The sequence below is a fragment of the Nitrosarchaeum sp. AC2 genome (genome assembly GCF_013407385.1).
GTDB classification, from domain to species: domain Archaea; phylum Thermoproteota; class Nitrososphaeria; order Nitrososphaerales; family Nitrosopumilaceae; genus Nitrosarchaeum; species Nitrosarchaeum koreense.
Map to the genome: position 1 here is coordinate 61207 of NZ_CP030847.1, position 24419 is coordinate 85625.

The following is a 24419-nucleotide window of genomic DNA, read 5'->3' on the forward strand; positions in this document are numbered from 1 at the left end:
GATCTTAAATTTCATATGAATTATTTTATGTTTTATTTCTGATAAAACTTGGATAAAATACATGATCCAAAAAGGAACTAGAAATTAACCCAATTTCCATACTGGAATCGTTTCTAGTATCACACTTCCAGCCTCTTTATTGTTTTTCCTAAAGTAATTTTGTTTGGTGTAGAAGAAGATGAGGTGGATACATTAGACTATCCTATAGATAGTACTATTGATTTTTTCAATCCCCTAGACAACAGTCTACACCAAATTTTTGCAAATCAATTTCTACACCAAGATATTTTTGCAACTTTTTGTGTTGGGGGATTTTTTAATTGAAGTCAATTTTATCTCTCTTCATAATTGCATTTTTGATCACTTCAAGCATTCCATTTGGATTTGCCGATCATCATATTGACATCACAGTTCCACAGAATTTAGAATCTTCATCAACACAATCTAAAATTATTTCAGTTTCTTTGGATGAGAACATTGGTCTTGAATCTAACAAACCAGCTGATGATAAACCAATTGAATCTGTAAATGTTGTTGATGGACAAGATTCTTTTACAAAATTTGTATTTTTTTCTGAAAGCTTGGATATTAAATCATCTTTAGTAGAAAATCAAATTTATTTGAAACCATTTGTAGTACAACCACAAACAAGCATTGATAGAATTTCTCAAATTGACAAACTAAAGGATAGAAAAAAGAATTCAATGTTGGAATTATTTTTAGATGATGACTTTAATTCACAACCATTTGACATACAATTGCACTTATTTAATTTAGAAAATCTTTTTAATATATTTAATTTTGAGTCATTTTTAGAATTACATGATCAAAATAACTTACTTGATAAATTTTCTACATTAAATAACCCTCTATCTGTTGAATATGAAAATAATTTTTCTTTTAACTTTGAAAATCTTTTTAACTTAACATTTTCTGAAACTGAATCTCAATTTGTTTTAATTCTTTTTGTTCCTTTTGTTATATTTTTATTTTTATATTTTGAAGATTTTGAATTTAAAATTAGAAAACTTCGTCAACCACTATCTTTTGTTTTTGCATTACTTATCTTATCAACACTTGTAATTACTCCGTATACAATTTCATCATCTTATTGGCCAATGGCTTATGCAGAGATTGATGATAATACAACTGCCTCAGCAGACACTTCATCTTCTTCTACACCAGCTGAAGATAATGTTGCTGAGGCTACAACTTCTGATAACACAATTTCTGATAATACAACTGCCTCAGCAGACACTTCATCTTCTTCTACACCAGCTGAAGATAATGTTGCTGAGGCTACAACTTCTGATAACACAATTTCTGATAATACAACTGCCTCAGCAGACACTTCATCTTCTTCTACACCAGCTGAAGATAATGTTGCTGAGGCTACAACCTCATCTAACGTTACAAATTACGCTAATACAACTGCCTCAGCAGACACTTCATCTTCTTCTACACCAGCTGAAGATAATGTTGCTGAGGCTACAACTTCTGATACTAATTCTACATCAAACAATAGTTTAATCACAAACAGCACAGGCATACTCAACAGCACAGGCATACTCAACAGCACAGGCATACTCAACAGCACAGGCATACTCAACAGCACAGGCATACTCAACAGCACAGGCATACTCAACAGCACAGGCATACTCAACAGCACAGGCATACTCAACAGCACAGGCATACTCAACAGCACAGGCATACTCAACAGCACAGGCATACTCAACAGCACAGGCATACTCAACAGCACAGGCATACTCAACAGCACAGGCATACTCAACAGCACAGGCATACTCAACAGCACAGGCATACTCAACAGCACAGGCATACTCAACAGCACAGGCATACTCAACAGCACAGGCATACTCAACAGCACAGGCATACTCAACAGCACAGGCATACTCAACAGCACAGTTCCAGTAGTTATTCCTAACGCCACTGAATCCTGGAAATTTGACAAAGTCATAAATGGCTCCAGATTCATAGGTGATGTCCACATTCAGGAAGCCTCTTCTAGCCTCATTTTAGATGGGGAAGGCTACCTCTCAAATAGCGGAAATTCTACAAATAACATCCAAAACCTCTCTATTACTGCCTGGGTAAACCCTGACTATGTAGGCGGATCTGCCGAATTTACGGTAATTTCCAAAGAAAAGTCATTTGCCTTGACCATTAACAACAATTTGGCACCTACACATATAGCCAAATTTGCAGTATTTGATGGTATAAAATGGCACTCAGTAGAATCTACCTCCCAAATTGGCGATGACTGGTCTCATATTGCTGCCACCTTTAATGGAACAACCCTTTCAATTTACACAAACGGTACGCTGTCTAATGTTTCAACTGTACAAACCATCTCAATGAATCTAAAAGGCCAACTAGAAATAAAAACAATTGAGACTGCAAACTCTACTTCTGATGTAATTGTTGGTGCATCACTTGAGAATCACAGATCAGTAGATGAAGTAACAAAACAATTCCATGGACAGATAAAAGAAATCAACATCTTTGGTGTATATCTTAGTGCAGCACAAATTGCAGAAATTTATTTGCAGACATTGCCAATGATACAATCATTACATAATAATACAATAGTAGAAATAATTGAGGAAGATGTAACTGCAATTGATGTACTTGCACCAAAAATAATTACAAACTCTACGAACATTAACATTGATACAACAAATATTAACATTAATGCAACAAACATCGATATCAATGCAACAAGTGTAGACAATACTAATGCAACTTCAATGTTTACATTCAATACTACAGAAAGTTATATTCCAATAGTAGAAGAAAAACTAAACCAAGATCTTAACAGACTAACAATCTCTACATGGATTAATCCAGATTATTCATCTGGTTCTGCAGAATTTGCAGTTGTATCAAAGGAAAGTTCATTTGTTCTTGGAATAAACAATGTTTATTTACCACAAAAAGTTGCAACATTTGCAGTATTTGATGGTGTTGAATGGACAAAGATTACTGGAACAACACAAATTACTGATTGGACTAATCTTGTTGCAGTGATTAATGCAACAAACATTTCACTTTATGTAAATGGTAATCTAGATGCACAATCAACACTTGAGGATTCATTTTCAATCTCTGAAGGTGATGTCATTCCAATCCCAGCTGAAATTGCAGTAAATGAATCTGACTTGATAATTGGTGCATATCTTAATACACTTAGAAGCAGAATCACTTTGTCAAATCATTTCTCAGGTGTTATTGACGATGTCTTAATCTACAAAAAGGCCTTATCTCAGGTACAAATTAACGATATTTACACAGGATATCTTACACCTTCAACTAATAATGAAATCCCATTCAAGTCTGATTTATTGTCATTTACAGATGAAGTTGCAGTATTCTTAAACAATTCAACTGAATCAATCTATATCCTTCCACTTGATATTGATTCTACTGTTCCATTAGATGTTCAATCTATTTCATTTGCAGATTATGTAACATACAAAGTAAATGGTCCAGCAGGCGATTCAAACAATTCAACAATTGAAATCATGACGTTTTCAGATGTTGTCATTGCTATAATAATTCCAGCAAATTCAATTATTAATAACAATTCAACAGTTGAAATTTCTGATTTATTATCACTTACCGATATAATCTCAACAACACTAAATGGTGATAATATAATTGAACTTTCAGAAATTTTACCAATTAATGCTATAATTGTAAATCAAGACAATAAAACTGAAATAAATTTGGAAATTATTCCAAAACTAACATCTGTCAAGGAAAGCTATCTGATTACAGAAGAAGTTGAATTTGAATTTGAGTTCTATAATTCTGATGTAATGCTTGTAGATGAAAAACAAAAAATAGAAAACGCTACAGATCTAATTTCAAATGAACTTGAGCAAAGTCTTAAAGACATTGAAAATGAAATTGATGTAACAACCCCTGAAACCAATAATAACTCAACAATAACTGACATTATTTCACACATTGAAAATCTGTTTTCAATACAAACAGCTGAAGCTGCAAAATTAGGCGATGATGATATTACTAAATTAGATATTAATGAAGTAAAAATACAAGTTAAAGAATTAAAAAATAAAGTAAAAGAACTATCTGACAACGATGATCTTAATAAAGAACAACTCAAAGAAATTAAAGAACAATTAAAGATTGTAACAAAACAAATCAAATCAGTAGTAAAGAATCTTGAAAAGAACAATCTAGATGACAGTGCTCAAAGATTAGATGAAATCATAGATACAATAGAAGAAACTGCCGGAATTGAACCTATTCAGACAGGTGAATGGAAGGACTCTAGAAATACAATTGTTACGGAAATTTACGATCCTCAAGGTAACCTAGTCAATACTGTAACAAAATACGAGAAAGTAATGGAAGGAAAATTCAACCTCAAGCTCTCAATTGATAGCAACAACAAACCAGGAATATACAAGATCAAAACTATCTTCACTGTAGATGGTCAGAGACATGAGACAGAAAACGAATTTGCATGGGGTCTGGTTTCACTTAACACCAAAAAGAGCATCTACAAACCTGGTGATACTGCAGACTTTGTAATTGTTGTATTGGATTCTGAAGGTCATCCTGTTTGTAACGCAAATCTCTCAATGAATGTAACATCACCATCTGGAATAATTGATTACTTGGATAGTAATGGTATAGTACCAAATGCAGAATGTGGTCTTTATGATGCTCAGTATATTACATCTGTAAATGGCACATACAAAGTAGATATTCATGCAACTACATCTGGAATCAATACTAACTTTAGTACAACATTTGTAGCTCAAGAATACTATGAATTTGATATTATTCGAACAGCGCAAAGCAAGATAGATCCAACAATCAATCCTAACTCATTTGATGTCAGAATCGATATTGAATCATTTACTGATGCTGATACATTAGAACTCAAAGAGAAAATACCTACAGTATTTGATGTTATTACTGATGCTGATATACAAACAATAGGAGATACAAAGATCCTGACATGGACAAGAAATCTGATAGAAAACAAGACATATGTGGAATATTCCTATTCCATTCCGTTAGTATTTCCACAACTTTACTCACTTGGACCACTTGAGATTAATTCAGGTGAGTTTGTTGAAGCAAGACCATGGTTTGTAGCTGCAGATCCATATATCCCACAAAATGTAGGTGGCTTACTTGTTTATGCTGATGGAACAGCAGGAACTCCAAAGTATAGAACATTTGATGGAAATACTAACGTATTTGGTACTGAGGCAAGTGCAAGTTCTGTTGGTTCAGTAGCAATAGAATGGATACGTGTTGCTGCAAGTCCTACAAGAGATCAATGGATTATAGTTACTAGAGATGCAGATGATGATATAGATGCTCAAGTATGTACAGGAAACAATACTGGAATATCTTGTGGCACTCCAACATCCATTACTACAACAGCTGGATCAACAACAAATCCTATGCAAAACTTTGACATAGCATATGAAGCAATTTCTGGCCAAGCAGTTTTGGTATATGGTACAGCCACATCTGATGAATTACGATCTATAGAATTTAACGGAACACATTGGATTAATGATTCAGCTATAACAACTACAAACACAGCTGGAGCAATTGAATGGGTTGAGATGGAGTCTGATATAGATAGTGATAAGATTGGTCTTGCATGGAGTGATAGTGCTGATGATATTGATGCAAAAATTTGGAGTGGTTCTGCATGGGGTAATGCTCCAGTAGTTGCATTAACTACAAGCGCAGGAACCGGAGATATAAGAAAGTTTGATGTATCATGGGAAGGAAGTGCAGAAGTAGGATCTGGCGGGGCTTTCATTGTAACATGGGGTGGTAGTACTACAACAAGCTACAAAGAATATACACCATCTAATACCACATGGCAAACTACTGATACTATTACTCAATCTGAAGCAACACAATTTCAAGATCTAGCATCACCAGTTGCAGGGCAAGATAGAATTGCAAGGGGTGGAACTGAAGTACTTACAAACAATAACAGCAACGACGTTGAAGGTGGCTCATGGTCAGGCTCTGTTGGAACAGATGGATTTACTGCTGATACAACTGCTGAAGAATGGGCTGCAAGTAAATACATGGCAGGAGTTTCATATGTAAGTCCTACAGTGCAAGGGCTTTTTGTTTATCCAGATCCAGGTGTAGATGACATCAACTGGCAAACTATGAACAGTGCAGGTACTTGGACTGCACAATCTGATCAATCTAGAACTAGAAATGCTGTTTCCTATGAAATTATTATGTTGTATGATTATCCATCTGTTAACAAAGTACTTGTTTTGCAGGAAGATGAATCAAATGACCTCTGGGCAGATACTTATGATGGTTCTTCATGGACAAATATCTCAAGTGGTGGTGCACTAGAAAACAATCTTGTTTCTCAAACAACGCAGGTATTTGACTTTGCGTTTAGACTATTTATAAATACCAATTCACAAACAGAATCATTATCATTACAAGACAACATCACTGTTTCTAACAGCAAGAACGTCTCTCTAAATGAATCTCTATCACTTAATGATGGAACAATTTTTTCTGACAAATCCAAAACAAATCTAATCTTCCTCAGTGGAGCAAGTGGAGATGTTGACAACACTTCTGATGTAGAAATCATTTGGAGCACACAAAATAAAACTGGTTCATTTGAACATACAGTTGGAACTAAAGATATCATCGTTCCAGCTGACGGTGTTTACAGAGTATCTTATGGTCTTTCAATAACTACGACAGGTACCAACAGATATGAACCAATTTCACACGTAAACGTTAATGATAGTAATTCGGGTTCATGTTATGATTCTGGATATGCTAGAGGTGTAGATAGCTCATTTGATGTAGTACTCAAAGCAGAATGTCTACTGGATCTTTCTGAGGGTGATACTGTAAGCATTGCTGCAAGAAGAGAATCTACAGTAACTGGTATGAATCCACAACTAAATGCAGCATCAAGCTGGTTCCAAATACAGCAAATAACAAATCCAAACGTAATAATCTTACACGAAGCAACAGGTGGAGATACGCTTTCTACTGACGGTGGAACACTTGACCTTACATGGGACACTGAGGACAGAAAAGATACGCCATTTGAACACCAGTCTGGCTCATCAGATGTCAAAGTTCTCTTTGATGGACTGTACAGAGTTTCATACAGTGTAAAGCATAGCGCTTCTGGTAGTATTAGAACAGGCACTGGCGGTGCAATCCAAATACAGCCAGAAGGTGGTTCATTTACAAACGCTACTAGCGGATGGAGTTCTGCATATCTTCGAATGAATGGCGGAATAAATGAAGCAGCACTTGCAGCATCCACTATCTTGAATCTAAATTCACAAGATACCATCAAACTTGTCTTAATTGACACTGATCAATCTATTGGATCTACTAGAACTGCTGATGGCGGTGCTATGCACTTTGACATAGAATTTTTGGGCACTAGTGATGTTAAAGCATTAATTGTACATGACGCAGAAGGCGGAGATGATCTTGATGTTGGTGCTGAATTTTCCAATGTCAATCAATTCTGGGATACTGCTGATCTAGTAGATAGCGACTTTGCATTTACGCCAGTAAGTGATACCATCACTATCAACACTGATGGTCTTTATCACGTTGCATATACCACATTTGTAGAAAGGGCAGCAGTTGCCAATAGATTTGAATTTACATCCGAAATTCTAGTCAATGATATTCCAAAAACAGTCTGTATTGGTTCTGGCTTTGCAAGAGGTGCTCAAGGTGGAGATGACGTCCTAGAAAGCGCTGCAGAATCCAGCTGTTATGTTGATCTCAAGTCAGGTGATACTTTAAAGCTCAGAATTACAAAGACCACTGATACAAATAACAATGTTGCATTAACAATTAGCAACAGAACATCATTTGTTGCACAAAATATGGACTTTAGAACAGACAAAGCAGCATACAAAGTTACACTAAAAGAGACTTTGCCAATTAACGATGTAACAGTAGCTGCAAGTAGAGTCACATTTGCATTACTAGCAGAATCACTGTCATTTAACGATATGATTAGTATATCGGTTATCGGAGCTGCTGGTGAATTTGTTGTATTTTTGGATGAACCACTTTCACTTAGCGATGATATTTTTGCAAAGAATTTAGTTAGTAAAGCATTCCTAGAAGAATCATTATCAATTGATGATGGAACAATTAGTTATGATAAGTATGCTACAAAGCTTGTTTTCCTTAGCGGTGCAGATACAGCTGAGGTAGGTGTGGACATTGACAGCACTTCTGATGTTGATATTTTATGGAACATACAAAACAGGACCAACGGATTTGAACATACAGTTGGAACTAAAGATATCATCGTTCCAGCTGACGGTGTTTACAGAGTATCTTATGGTCTTTCAATAACTACGACAGGTACAGACAGATACACTGCAATTTCACACGTAAACATTAATGATAGTAATTCAGGTTCATGTTATGATTCTGGCTTTAATCGAGGTGCATCAAGCTCCTTTGATTCAACAGTAAAAGCAGAATGTCTACTGGATCTTTCTCAAGGTGATACTGTAAGTATTGCTGCAAGAAGAACATCAACAGAAGCTGGCACGAATCCACAACTAAATGCAGCATCAAGCTGGTTCCAAATACAGCAAATAACAAATCCAAACGTAATAATCTTACACGAAGCAACAGGTGGAGATACGCTTTCTACTGACGGTGGAACACTTGACCTTACATGGGACACTGAGGACAGAAAAGATACGCCATTTGAACACCAGTCTGGCTCATCAGATGTCAAAGTTCTCTTTGATGGACTGTACAGAGTTTCATACAGTGTAGAGCATACCACCAGTACTAATCAAAGAACAGGCACTGGCGGTGCAATCCAAATACAGCCAGAAGGTGGTTCATTTACAAACGCTACTAGCGGATGGAGTTCTGCATATCTTAGAACCAACACAGGTGGTAATTTTGCAGCAGTTGCAGCATCAACTATCTTAAATCTAAATGCACAAGATACAGTCAAACTTGTCTTAATCGATACTGATCAAAATCCAACATCTGACAGAACTATTAATGGTGGTGCTATGCACTTTGACATAGAATTTTTGGGCACTAGTGATGTTCAAGCATTAATTATACATGACGCAGAAGGCGGAGATGATCTTGATGTTGGTGCTGAATTTTCCAATGTCAATCAATTCTGGGATACTGCTGATCTAGTAGATAGCGACTTTGCATTTACGCCAGTAAGTGATACCATCACTATCAACACTGATGGTCTTTATCACGTTGCATATACCACGTTTGTAGAAAGGGCAGCAGTTGATAATAGATTTGAATTTACATCCGAAATTCTAGTCAATGATATTCCAAAAACAGTCTGTATTGGAGGCGGATATGCAAGAGGTGCTCAAGGTGGAAATGACGTCCTAGAAAGCGCTGCAGAATCCAGCTGTTATGTTGATCTCAAGTCAGGTGATACTTTAAAGCTCAGAATTACAAAGACCAGTGACACTGCTAATGATGTTGCATTAACAATTAGTAACAGAACATCATTTGTCGCACAAAACATGGACTTTAGAACAGACAAAGCAGCATACAAAGTTACACTAAAAGAACCATTAGCACTTGATGACGGAACAGCATTTACTAATGTATTTGCAGGAATCTCTTTAAGTGAATCTCTATCTCTTGTTGATTCCGTAAATGCTTTGCCTAGTGTGATCTCTTTAAGTGAATCTTTATCATTTGATGATGGAACAGTAGATGCAGGTTTTGCTTCTCAATATATTACTGCATATGCATTTCCTTCATCAACTACTGGTAGTACATGCGGAAATCCTACTAGTGTAACAGCTGATGATGGATCAAATGCTGATTGTACAAATAATGAAATACTTGTACTAAAGAATTTTGGATTTACAACTGGTACTGGTGGTGGTTTACAAATTCCATCTGATGCTTTCATTGAAGGAATTGAATTTAAAATTGAAGGATTCTTGAATGAAGGTGCTCCCGAAGGTAGCATTATAGATGTAACAATGTACAATAATCTTGGAAACTTACATTCCAGTGGAAATTCTACCACTCATGTAACTTTTGTTGGTACATCACCAACTGCTTATGTCTTTGGTGGTCCAACGTCGCTTCATGGTTTTGATGGGTTAACAGTATCAACTGTCACTGATTCTGACTTTGGTGCTCGACTTACATTTGCATGTACAGGTTGTTCTGGTAATGATGATGTCGCAGTAGACTATGTACAGATGAGAATTCATTTTAGAGTGCCTATACTATTTTTCTCATCACTCACAGAAAACCTTTCACTACAAGACAACATTAATAGAAAAACTACAGTATCTCTAGCAGAATCACTATCACTTGATGATACAGTAAACACTATCCAAGATGCTACAGTATCACTCACAGAAAATCTGTCTATTGATGACACAGTAACCAAGACAGCTACAGTATCTCTAGCAGAGTCACTATCTCTCTCTGATAATACACAGTTCTTCCCAATGACATCTGGCACATTATTTGGTGAGAACTTTATCTGTGGAACCTGGGAGTTTACTGGACATCAAACATTTGAGTTTAACACTGAACAGACAACATGTGATAATACAGCCAAGACAGTACTATCTCCAACTGATTCAAATGCATACCCACTAGTTACATTCTATTTGCAAAACACTGGATTTACAAATGACATACTAGTGACTGGTAAATCTCTTGGAAATGATATCAATGCAACATTTACAGGATTTACTGGAAATCTCAACTTTACACTAGTAGAAGTAACCCCAACAACAGGTGTAGAAATATCTGAGATTGACACAGTTTCATTTAATGGAATCCAAAATCTTGTAGGTAACGTTGATCTATCTGATCTAAGTGGTACAATTCCATCAGGTAGCTCATTTGGTATCAAAGTATCAATGAAATCATCTAATGTAGGCGGTGACACATTTGAAATAATTTGGGGCAAAGATGGTCATGCAAATCAAAGATTTATGGTTGATTTGATTATCAACAACAAAATTCAGGTAGAACTATTGGAAAATCTTAATCTTGCTGATAAGATAAACAAAAACACTCCAGTCACACTAACAGAGAATCTATCCATTGATGATGGACTAGTTGATTATGCTAGATTTGTTGCTCTATTTCTCACAGAATCATTAACCATCAATGACACCATTACAAAGACAGCTTCAGTCTCCCTTGCAGAATCACTATCACTACAAGACACCATTACAAAGACAGCTTCAGTCTCACTAGCAGAATCATTAACCATCAATGACACCATTACAAAGACAGCTTCAGTCTCCCTTGCAGAATCATTAACCATCAATGACACCATTACAAAGACAGCTTCAGTCTCACTTGCAGAATCATTAACCATCAATGACACCATTACAAAGACAGCTTCAGTCTCACTTGCAGAATCATTAACCATCAATGACACCATTACAAAGACAGCTTCAGTCTCCCTTGCAGAATCATTAACCATCAATGACACCATTACAAAGACAGCTTCAGTCTCCCTTGCAGAATCACTATCCCTTGATGACACAGTAAACACAACCCGATCTGTATCAGTCTCCCTAGCAGAATCATTAACCATCAATGACACCATTACAAAGACAGCTTCAGTCTCACTAGCAGAATCACTATCCCTTGATGACACAGTAAACACAACCCGATCTGTATCAGTATCCCTCAACGAGTCACTATCACTACAAGACACCATTACAAAGACAGCTTCAGTCTCCCTTGCAGAATCATTAACCATCAATGACACCATTACAAAGACAGCTTCAGTCTCCCTAGCAGAATCACTATCCCTTGATGACACAGTAAACACAACCCGATCTGTATCAGTATCCCTCAACGAGTCACTATCACTACAAGACACCATTACAAAGACAGCTTCAGTCTCACTAGCAGAATCATTAACCATCAATGACACCATTACAAAGACAGCTTCAGTCTCCCTTGCAGAATCACTATCCCTTGATGACACAGTAAACACAACCCGATCTGTATCAGTCTCCCTAGCAGAATCATTAACCATCAATGACACCATTACAAAGACAGCTTCTGTCTCCCTAGCAGAATCATTAACCATCAATGACACCATTACAAAGACAGCTTCAGTCTCCCTAGCAGAATCATTAACCATCAATGACACCATTACAAAGACAGCTTCAGTCTCCCTAGCAGAATCATTAACCATCAATGACACCATTACAAAGACAGCTTCTGTCTCACTAGCAGAATCACTATCCCTTGATGACACAGTAAACACAACCCGATCTGTATCAGTATCCCTCAACGAGTCACTATCACTACAAGACACCATTACAAAGACAGCTTCAGTCTCCCTAGCAGAATCATTAACCATCAATGACACCATTACAAAGACAGCTTCAGTCTCCCTTGCAGAATCACTATCCCTTGATGACACAGTAAACACAACCCGATCTGTATCAGTCTCCCTAGCAGAATCATTAACCATCAATGACACCATTACAAAGACAGCTTCTGTCTCCCTAGCAGAATCATTAACCATCAATGACACCATTACAAAGACAGCTTCTGTCTCACTAGCAGAATCACTATCCCTTGATGACACAGTAAACACAACCCGATCTGTATCAGTATCCCTCAACGAGTCACTATCACTACAAGACACCATTACAAAGACAGCTTCTGTCTCCCTAGCAGAATCATTAACCATCAATGACACCATTACAAAGACAGCTTCAGTATCCCTTGCAGAATCACTATCCCTTGATGACACAGTAAACACAACCCGATCTGTATCAGTCTCCCTAGCAGAATCATTAACCATCAATGACACCATTACAAAGACAGCTTCAGTCTCCCTAGCAGAATCATTAACCATCAATGACACCATTACAAAGACAGCTTCAGTCTCACTAGCAGAATCATTAACCATCAATGACACCATTACAAAGACAGCTTCAGTCTCCCTAGCAGAATCATTAACCATCAATGACACCATTACAAAGACAGCTTCAGTCTCCCTTGCAGAATCACTATCCCTTGATGACACAGTAAACACAACCCGATCTGTATCAGTCTCCCTAGCAGAATCATTAACCATCAATGACACCATTACAAAGACAGCTTCAGTCTCACTAGCAGAATCATTAACCATCAATGACACCATTACAAAGACAGCTTCAGTCTCCCTTGCAGAATCACTATCCCTTGATGACACAGTAAACACAACCCGATCTGTATCAGTATCCCTCAACGAGTCACTATCACTACAAGACACCATTACAAAGACAGCTTCAGTCTCCCTTGCAGAATCATTAACCATCAATGACACCATTACAAAGACAGCTTCAGTCTCCCTAGCAGAATCACTATCCCTTGATGACACAGTAAACACAACCCGATCTGTATCAGTCTCCCTAGCAGAATCATTAACCATCAATGACACCATTACAAAGACAGCTTCAGTCTCCCTAGCAGAATCATTAACCATCAATGACACCATTACAAAGACAGCTTCAGTCTCACTAGCAGAATCATTAACCATCAATGACACCATTACAAAGACAGCTTCAGTCTCCCTAGCAGAATCATTAACCATCAATGACACCATTACAAAGACAGCTTCTGTCTCACTAGCAGAATCACTATCCCTTGATGACACAGTAAACACAACCCGATCTGTATCAGTATCCCTCAACGAGTCACTATCACTACAAGACACCATTACAAAGACAGCTTCAGTCTCACTAGCAGAATCATTAACCATCAATGACACCATTACAAAGACAGCTTCAGTCTCCCTTGCAGAATCACTATCCCTTGATGACACAGTAAACACAACCCGATCTGTATCAGTCTCCCTAGCAGAATCATTAACCATCAATGACACCATTACAAAGACAGCTTCAGTCTCCCTAGCAGAATCATTAACCATCAATGACACCATTACAAAGACAGCTTCAGTCTCCCTAGCAGAATCATTAACCATCAATGACACCATTACAAAGACAGCTTCAGTCTCACTAGCAGAATCACTATCCCTTGATGACACAGTAAACACAACCCGATCTGTATCAGTATCCCTCAACGAGTCACTATCACTACAAGACACCATTACAAAGACAGCTTCAGTCTCACTAGCAGAATCATTAACCATCAATGACACCATTACAAAGACAGCTTCAGTCTCCCTTGCAGAATCACTATCCCTTGATGACACAGTAAACACAACCCGATCTGTATCAGTCTCCCTAGCAGAATCATTAACCATCAATGACACCATTACAAAGACAGCTTCTGTCTCCCTAGCAGAATCATTAACCATCAATGACACCATTACAAAGACAGCTTCTGTCTCCCTAGCAGAATCATTAACCATCAATGACACCATTACAAAGACAGCTTCAGTATCCCTTGCAGAATCACTATCCCTTGATGACACAGTAAACACAACCCGATCTGTATCAGTATCCCTCAACGAGTCACTATCACTACAAGACACCATTACAAAGACAGCTTCAGTCTCCCTAGCAGAATCATTAACCATCAATGACACCATTACAAAGACAGCTTCAGTCTCCCTTGCAGAATCATTAACCATCAATGACACCATTACAAAGACAGCTTCAGTCTCCCTAGCAGAATCACTATCCCTTGATGACACAGTAAACACAACCCGATCTGTATCAGTATCCCTCAACGAGTCACTATCACTACAAGACACCATTACAAAGACAGCTTCAGTCTCACTAGCAGAATCATTAACCATCAATGACACCATTACAAAGACAGCTTCAGTATCCCTTGCAGAATCACTATCCCTTGATGACACAGTAAACACAACCCGATCTGTATCAGTCTCCCTAGCAGAATCATTAACCATCAATGACACCATTACAAAGACAGCTTCAGTCTCACTAGCAGAATCATTAACCATCAATGACACCATTACAAAGACAGCTTCAGTCTCACTAGCAGAATCATTAACCATCAATGACACCATTACAAAGACAGCTTCAGTATCCCTTGCAGAATCACTATCCCTTGATGACACAGTAAACACAACCCGATCTGTATCAGTATCCCTCAACGAGTCACTATCACTACAAGACACCATTACAAAGACAGCTTCAGTCTCCCTAGCAGAATCATTAACCATCAATGACACCATTACAAAGACAGCTTCAGTCTCCCTTGCAGAATCACTATCCCTTGATGACACAGTAAACACAACCCGATCTGTATCAGTCTCCCTAGCAGAATCATTAACCATCAATGACACCATTACAAAGACAGCTTCTGTCTCCCTAGCAGAATCATTAACCATCAATGACACCATTACAAAGACAGCTTCTGTCTCCCTAGCAGAATCATTAACCATCAATGACACCATTACAAAGACAGCTTCAGTATCCCTTGCAGAATCACTATCCCTTGATGACACAGTAAACACAACCCGATCTGTATCAGTATCCCTCAACGAGTCACTATCACTACAAGACACCATTACAAAGACAGCTTCAGTCTCACTAGCAGAATCATTAACCATCAATGACACCATTACAAAGACAGCTTCAGTATCCCTTGCAGAATCACTATCCCTTGATGACACAGTAAACACAACCCGATCTGTATCAGTCTCCCTAGCAGAATCATTAACCATCAATGACACCATTACAAAGACAGCTTCTGTCTCCCTAGCAGAATCATTAACCATCAATGACACCATTACAAAGACAGCTTCTGTCTCCCTAGCAGAATCATTAACCATCAATGACACCATTACAAAGACAGCTTCAGTATCCCTTGCAGAATCACTATCCCTTGATGACACAGTAAACACAACCCGATCTGTATCAGTATCCCTCAACGAGTCACTATCACTACAAGACACCATTACAAAGACAGCTTCAGTCTCACTAGCAGAATCATTAACCATCAATGACACCATTACAAAGACAGCTTCAGTATCCCTTGCAGAATCACTATCCCTTGATGACACAGTAAACACAACCCGATCTGTATCAGTCTCCCTAGCAGAATCATTAACCATCAATGACACCATTACAAAGACAGCTTCTGTCTCCCTAGCAGAATCATTAACCATCAATGACACCATTACAAAGACAGCTTCAGTCTCACTAGCAGAATCATTAACCATCAATGACACCATTACAAAGACAGCTTCAGTATCCCTTGCAGAATCACTATCCCTTGATGACACAGTAAACACAACCCGATCTGTATCAGTCTCCCTAGCAGAATCATTAACCATCAATGACACCATTACAAAGACAGCTTCAGTCTCACTAGCAGAATCATTAACCATCAATGACACCATTACAAAGACAGCTTCAGTATCCCTTGCAGAATCACTATCCCTTGATGACACAGTAAACACAACCCGATCTGTATCAGTCTCCCTAGCAGAATCATTAACCATCAATGACACCATTACAAAGACAGCTTCAGTCTCACTAGCAGAATCATTAACCATCAATGACACCATTACAAAGACAGCTTCAGTCTCACTAGCAGAATCATTAACCATCAATGACACCATTACAAAGACAGCTTCAGTATCCCTTGCAGAATCACTATCCCTTGATGACACAGTAAACACAACCCGATCTGTATCAGTCTCCCTAGCAGAATCATTAACCATCAATGACACCATTACAAAGACAGCTTCAGTCTCCCTAGCAGAATCATTAACCATCAATGACACCATTACAAAGACAGCTTCTGTCTCCCTAGCAGAATCATTAACCATCAATGACACCATTACAAAGACAGCTTCAGTCTCACTAGCAGAATCACTATCCCTTGATGACACAGTAAACACAACCCGATCTGTATCAGTATCCCTCAACGAGTCACTATCACTACAAGACACCATTACAAAGACAGCTTCAGTCTCACTAGCAGAATCATTAACCATCAATGACACCATTACAAAGACAGCTTCAGTATCCCTTGCAGAATCACTATCCCTTGATGACACAGTAAACACAACCCGATCTGTATCAGTCTCCCTAGCAGAATCATTAACCATCAATGACACCATTACAAAGACAGCTTCTGTCTCCCTAGCAGAATCATTAACCATCAATGACACCATTACAAAGACAGCTTCTGTCTCCCTAGCAGAATCATTAACCATCAATGACACCATTACAAAGACAGCTTCAGTATCCCTTGCAGAATCACTATCCCTTGATGACACAGTAAACACAACCCGATCTGTATCAGTCTCCCTAGCAGAATCATTAACCATCAATGACACCATTACAAAGACAGCTTCAGTCTCACTAGCAGAATCACTATCACTACAAGATACAGTAGATGACGAACAAGCCATATCTGTATCCTTATCTGAATCACTGTTACTACAAGATAAAATTAACAAAAAAATTCCACGTTCATTCACTGAATCATTAAAGTTATCTAGCAGTGGAACTTCGTTGAAAAACAAACAACCTAATCAAATTCTAATTGAACAACAGCAGCCTACTATTACTCTTAACACCAGCAATTCTGAGCTAGTCATATTATCTACTGATGCTATGCTACACTCTGTTTCTATAGAAAGAAATGTTGAAAATACAAAAATGAATTACACTGCAATTAAAACAGGAAATACCGTTCTTGTGTCTAACAGCTGGACAGCTCAGATTGATCTAGATGATGGTGTATCTGGATCTGATGTGCAAGTAACACTTGCCAACTCTACTACAATTACAGGACCTGCTGGATGGAATGGCTTGTTCTCATTGCCAACGATCACTACAATCACAATACCTGATACCAGTACTGATACATTTGATGATATCACTTCATTTGAAATTGGATTGCCTTCTGATAGTGTTACATTTGATGAACCTGTTAGAATGAAGTTTTCAAATTCTGGTGGTCAGGGATTTGTAACTTACTTTAAGAAACCTGGTGACAGCAGTGTTACATTTATCAATACTGTTTGCAACTCTGATAATCTTGCTTCAGTAAAGGCACAACTTGGTGGAGCAGGAGAATGTGCTATTGATAATGGAACTGATATTATAGTCTGGACGACTCATTTTACATCATTTGGTGATGCTCATAAATCAGCAAAATCTAGTTCCTCTGGTGATACTGGCAGTACTGGCGGAACATCCAGCGGTTCCTCTGGTGGTGGTAGAAGCAGTGGTACAAGTGGAGCTGCATCTGGATTTGGTGGAATACTTGGTACTTCATTGACGATCAATGAGGTAACTTATGATAAATGCGGTCAACACATTGCAAGAATACTTGTATCGAGCGATGCTGATACTGCACCATCTGTGAGAGTACAAACTGCAAAATCAGGATCCATTGATGCAAAATTATCTGATAATCAACCATATGCAGAATCAAACAAGATAACAAAAGTAGACAAGTACCTCTACGAAATCACAATTGATTCAGATGAATCATTTTTGATGATAGTAGTCACCGAACAAAAAGGAGAACTCAAAAACACTGTTCAGACAGTAGTACGTTTGCTATCATGTGAAGGATCTATTGTGATTGCAAAGGTACCACAAGATGAGATTGAAGAGACATCCTCTATTGCACCTAGAATATTTGATACCAAATTCCAAATTGATGACGGAAAGCAATATCGTGCAGATACTGAATCAGAATTCTACTATCTTGATAACCAAGATTTGACTGTAACTGCAATCATAGATAGTAAGATTTCATTACAGAGAGCTGAACTTAGGATAATTCCAATGACTCAATCTGATAATGAATACGTTGCAGTTAAAATGAATATCAAGTCTATACCTGTATCAAACTCTACATATCTTGTTAGTGCAACAATTCCATCCCAATTCATAGCAGAACCAGCAATGAAATACTGGATACATGTATTAGATGAAGATCAAAACACAAATGAATCAAAACAATACAGCATTGGTGTTAAACCAACAACCATTCCTGATGTGGTAGTTGAGATGGATACGCCAACAATTAGACCAACAGGATCTGTTGCAAAACCAGAAATATACATTAAAAATGAAAATTCTCCAGCATTTGGCATTGTTTCTCTAGTGGTAGACGGCAAGATAGTCTCAAAGAAATCCCAACTAATTGAAACAGGACAAACTAAAGTCTCATTTGACTGGACTGTACCATCATCTGAAGGTTATTCAAGTAATGAATTACAAGGAAGAGTTGATTTGTATGATAAGACAATTATCACAAGTCAAGCACTAATTCACAGCTATCCAAAGACAATTACAATGTCCGTATATGATATGAAGCCATTAGAAATATTGGTAAAAGATGACAAAGTTTTGGCAGATCCTGCATTGATTTATGCCTCAGATTCAGATGAAAATCTTAGATTTAGAGTAATAGATCCTCAAGGACAATGTATTATTGGTGGAACTGATGAATGTCTTGTTAAAGAAAACACCAAACAGAATCGTGGTGGATTACAAAGTATTCCATATGGAGATCAAATACTTAGAGTAAAGTATAGTGGATCTGATAATGCACTTGAGAGATTCTCAATTACATCAATTGATCCAATTACTGATCAATGGACTATAACATTGGAAACTGATGATGAATTTGTACCGCAAGTTCATGCATTACAAGATACATCAATTAAGATAAAATATAGATATCACTCTGAAACAATAACTGTAAAATCAAATTAAGTTATTAATTTGATCCTATTATTTTTAATTTAATATTAAATAATTTAATGTATTTTAAAAATTAAGGATATGCAATTGATTCTGCAATTATTGATTGCAAGTCTGAAATTTTTATTCTACTTTGTTCCATGGAATCTCTTTTACGTATGGTGACAGTTTGATCTTCTAGAGTTTGATAATCTACAGTTATAGCAAATGGAGAACCAATTTCATCTAATCTTCTATATCTTCTTCCGATTGCTCCTGAATGATCCAAAAATGCATCATATTTTCTTTTAATTTGTAGATAAATCTCATCAGTCTTTTCTTTTAGTCCATCTTTTTTTATCAAGGACAAAACTCCAACATGAATAGGTGACAAATATGGTTTTAGAGCTAAAACTATTCTCTCATTTTCTTTATCATCTTTCAAACTATGCTCTAAAATTGTGTAAAGACTTCTGTCAATTCCCATTGAAATCTCAAAGATATGTGGTAATACTTTTTCATCATTGTCCATGACCTCAAATTTCTCATTGCTTTTCTTTGCGTGGCTTGAAAGATCATAATCTGATCTATAATTACATGCAACTAATTCAAGCCATCCTATTGTTGTTTCAACTTCAAAGTCAAATGCAACCTCAGCATAGAATGCTTTTTCTTTATCTCCAAGTTTTCTAAATCTACTTTTTGTTACATCAATGCCAGTTTTCTCATAAAATTCAGTCAATATCCCAAGATAATATGCCACAAACTTGTTAGGTATTACTTTAGATTCTACAGCTTCTCTGCATGTCATTGATACTGGTTCAGCATCTGTTTGAATTCTAATTATTGTATTTTGAATCTCAGAAAATTTATCCATCTCATCTAATTTTGTTGGATTACAAAATACTTCGATTTCTGCCTGATAGAATTCTCTTAAACGAAGTAGACTTTGTCTTGGTGCTATTTCATTTCTAAAACTTTTTCCTACCTGAGCTATTCCTAATGGCAATTTTCCCCTCATTGTCTTAAAGAGTCTTGGAAAATCAACAAAGATTGATTGACATGTTTCTGGTCTAAGATACGCTTCCTCTTCTTCAGGTCCAATTCCTACTTTAAACATCATATTGAATTTTCTTGTTTTTTCAAAATCCCCCTTACATTTTGGACATTTGATGTTGTTTTGTGAAACTGCATTATCAAATTCTATCAAATCCGCACTTTCAGGAATTTCGATCTTTGATATTTCAGAAATAGTTCTGTCTGCTCTAAAAGTTGATTTACATTTTATGCATTTTATTATCGGATCTGCAAAGTTTCCCAAATGACCTGACGCCTCAAAAACAGATTTTGACATTATCTGTGAGCCATCAATTTCCATCATTCCATCTCTTCTTATCAATTCTCTTCGCCATAATTCAAGAAATTTGTTTTTCAGACTTACGCCAGAAGGACCATATTCCCAAAACCCTGCCTGTGCATCTGCATAAATCTCACAACTTGGAAAGTAAAATCCACGCTCAAGTGCTAATTTCATGACATCTTCGTAATTCATTGTATCATATCACCAATAACTGAATAAATTTCTACGCCAACTCCTTGACCTTTCTTATATTTTCAAAATCATCTCTTATATCATCAATAGGAGTTTCCAAAATTATTGGAATTTTTTTCTTGTTGGCAGTTTTTATTACTTCGGCTAATCCTTTCTCTCCAATATTTCCCAATCCTATGTGATAATGTCTATCGAGGTTACAGCCAATCTCACCCTTGGCGTCATTAAGGTGTAGAATCTTCAAATTCTCAAATCCTACTATGTCATCAAATTTCTTTAACGTTTCTTTGACTGATTTTTCTGTTCTTAGATCATATCCTGAAACAAATGCATGACATGTATCCAAACAAACACCAAACTTTTTTGATGGCTTTAATTGATTAAATATCTCTGCTAATTGTTCAAAGTTTGCACCAACAGAATTTTTTTGCCCTGCGGTGTTCTCAAGTAAAATCATCACATCGTTTTTTGTTTGTCCTGCCTTGTTTAGACCCTTAACAAGTTGCTTTATTCCAGCTTCTTCTCCTGTTCCTAGATGACTACCTAGATGTGTAACTAAATATGGAATGCCAAGTTTTCCACATCTCTCAATTTCATTAACTAGTGTATTTACAGATTTTTCAAAACCGTCTACTTTTGGCGTAGATAAATTTGGTAAATATGGCATATGAGCACATGTTGCAAGTCTATCTATCTTACTTGATTTTAATTTCTCTTTGAAATTAGTAATGTCATCATTTGAAAGATCTTTTGCATGCCATCCTCTAGGATTTCTAGTAAATATCTGAAAAGCGGAACATTCTCTCTCTACTGCATTATCTACTGCTTTGTCAATTGATCCAGATATTGAAACATGACATCCGATCTGCATAATTGACATTTTTCTTAAAACATAATTTAAACCACCGTTCAAATTCAAAAATCAGATTTTTAAGTAAACTCGGTAAATTACTTTTATGCTTGAACTTGGGGCTGATGAATATGCAAAGTATCCCTTTATGGCCGATGCCGGTCAATATCTAAAGGACAAAGGTTTTCCTCTAGTTAAATTTGGAACAGATCCTGATCTAAAACCATCTGTTGAAAAAGCATTTCATAGGCTTAAAGTTTCTACTGAAGGTGGAATTTACAAATCTGAACTTATTGATGGTCAAGCATCAAAATCATATGTTCTTGAGATTGAAGTTTTTTCATTTCTTTTAGCAATAGTTTTGATTAAATTAACTGGTATGCATACTCTAACCAAAAGATTTGCATTAGCAGAAGCCAGGCGAGCAGAACAACATCTTGAAAGAGATCTAGGAAAAGCCTCTGAAAAATCTAAAATTGATTTAGCAATAAAAATAATTCATGATTTATTTGGTATTGAAGTAATAAAACGAGATGATTTCTTTGAAATACCAGTAGCTGATTATCTAAAACACTCTATAAGTTTCCATGAGCGAGAATGGAAATTAATCAATAGATATGTCAAGGATGGCAAAGTGTTACTTACTCCAGAAAAAACAGTTAGATTAATTCGAAAAGAACTAGGAACCTATATTGGCTCTAAAATTAACAATGCTCCAACACCTCCCATGATTCCTGGATTTGAAAATATGGTAAATGAATTAATTTCAATTTGTAAAAAACTTACTCCTTCTTACACTACAACTACTGGAGAATATCCACCATGCATAAAACATGCAATTGAAGTTCTTGAAAAAGGAGAAAATTTACCTCACTCTGGTAGATTTATGCTTGCTACGTTTCTCTTATCAAAAGGACAATCAGTTGAAGAAATTGCACCATTATTCAAAAATGCACCGGATTATAATCAAAGAGTAACTCTTTATCAATTAAATCATCTTGCTGGAACTTCAGGAAGTGGAACTCATTATTCTTGTCCTTCATGTGAAAAACTTAAAACACAAAATTTATGCTTTGCAATACCAGAATGTGATAATATCATAAACCCAATCCAATTTGGAAAAAAGAGAATCTAATGCAAGAAAATGACATAAAATTTCTAGAGGATACTTTTAAAAAATATTATTTTGATCATTTTGATCTTATTCGTGTTCCAAACAGAACCTCAGAGAGGGAATTTGGATTCCAAAAATTTAATTCTGGTATGACTAGACATATCTCAATCAAAGATGATAAAGAATTACATCTACTGTTGATGAAAAACACTCCGTCTGATGTATATTGTTCTAATGCATGTTATTCATTTCCAAATTTACCTATGAATGAAAAAGACTGGAAAGAAGCCGATCTAATTTTTGATATTGATGCTAAAGATCTTAATCTAGAATGCAGAAAAAATCATACAATTTCTAAATGTAATGAGTGCAATGAAATATCTACTAATATGAATAGTTGTAGTAAATGTAATTCTATAAAACTAGAGAAAAAATCTCTTCCTTGTAAAAATTGTATAAATGCTTCAAAAAATGAAGTATCAAAACTATCAAGTATTCTTATTGAAGATTTTAGTATTCCTCAAAATAATATTCATGTGTATTTTTCTGGTAATGAAGGATTTCATGTGTATGTATATAATTCACAATTTCAACAATTAGGTTCTAAAGAAAGATCAGAATTAACAGATTACATAATGTTTCATGGGGCAATTCCAGAAACATTTGGAATGAAAAAAATTAAGCCAAATCGTTCAACATTTCCAGATTTTGATGAAAAGGGATGGAGAGGAAGATTTTCTAAAGAAGTGTATGGTACAAAATCAAAGCGTTCAAAAATAATCACCGAATTAATTGTAAATGGATATTCTTCTTTTCAAAAAACTTTGGATGATCTTTCTGATAAAATTGGTGCAAAAATAGATCCTAATGTTACAATGGATATTCATAGAATTTTCAGACTTCCTGGTTCATTAAATAGTAAAAGTGGTCTAACCAAAGTTTTCTGTACTGATCTTACAAAGTTTGATCCATATCTTGAAGCCTCGTTTCTCAATGAAAAATTAGTTGAAGTAATAGCTAACTGTCCGATTAGATTTAATCTAAAAAACACAAAGTTTGGTCCATATTTTAATGAAAAAGTATCTGTTCCGACATTTGCTGCAGTATATATGATTTGCAAAAAACTAGCAACAATCTCTTAACTTAAACCTCTTAACCGAGAAATTCCTGATTAAATTCTGAAATTTACTGGTAAGACATTAATTTACC

General features: G+C 36.3%; 5 protein-coding genes. 3 read left to right on the forward strand and 2 right to left on the reverse strand.

The window, feature by feature from the left end; genetic code table 11:
• Nucleotides 1-320: 320 nt before the first annotated feature.
• Nucleotides 321-19727 (forward strand): LamG-like jellyroll fold domain-containing protein, encoded by a 19407-nt coding sequence (locus DSQ20_RS00385; protein WP_179365608.1) that lies wholly within the window; start codon nucleotides 321-323, stop codon nucleotides 19725-19727.
• A 61-nt stretch (nucleotides 19728-19788) separates the two neighbouring features.
• Here the strand turns inward: DSQ20_RS00385 and glyS are convergent, their stop codons facing one another.
• Entirely contained in the window at nucleotides 19789-21246 is a 1458-nt protein-coding gene (gene glyS / locus DSQ20_RS00390; RefSeq protein ID WP_179365609.1) for a glycine--tRNA ligase, read from the reverse strand.
• A gap of 31 nt (nucleotides 21247-21277) precedes the next feature.
• Complete coding sequence (locus DSQ20_RS00395; protein WP_179366277.1) at nucleotides 21278-22117, reverse strand: deoxyribonuclease IV; 840 nt, start codon at nucleotides 22115-22117, stop codon at nucleotides 21278-21280.
• A gap of 85 nt (nucleotides 22118-22202) precedes the next feature.
• Between DSQ20_RS00395 and DSQ20_RS00400 the strand changes: the two genes are divergently transcribed.
• Both DSQ20_RS00400 and DSQ20_RS00405 read left to right on the forward strand, forming a co-directional pair.
• The gene (locus DSQ20_RS00400; RefSeq protein WP_179365610.1) at nucleotides 22203-23231 is read left to right on the forward strand and encodes a DNA primase; all 1029 of its coding nucleotides are present in this window, start codon (nucleotides 22203-22205) and stop codon (nucleotides 23229-23231) included.
• Nucleotides 23231-24352, forward strand: coding sequence for a DNA primase small subunit domain-containing protein (locus DSQ20_RS00405; RefSeq protein ID WP_179365611.1), 1122 nt, complete (start codon nucleotides 23231-23233; stop codon nucleotides 24350-24352). The genes DSQ20_RS00400 and DSQ20_RS00405 overlap by 1 nt, the downstream gene beginning before the upstream one ends.
• Nucleotides 24353-24419 lie beyond the last annotated feature (67 nt).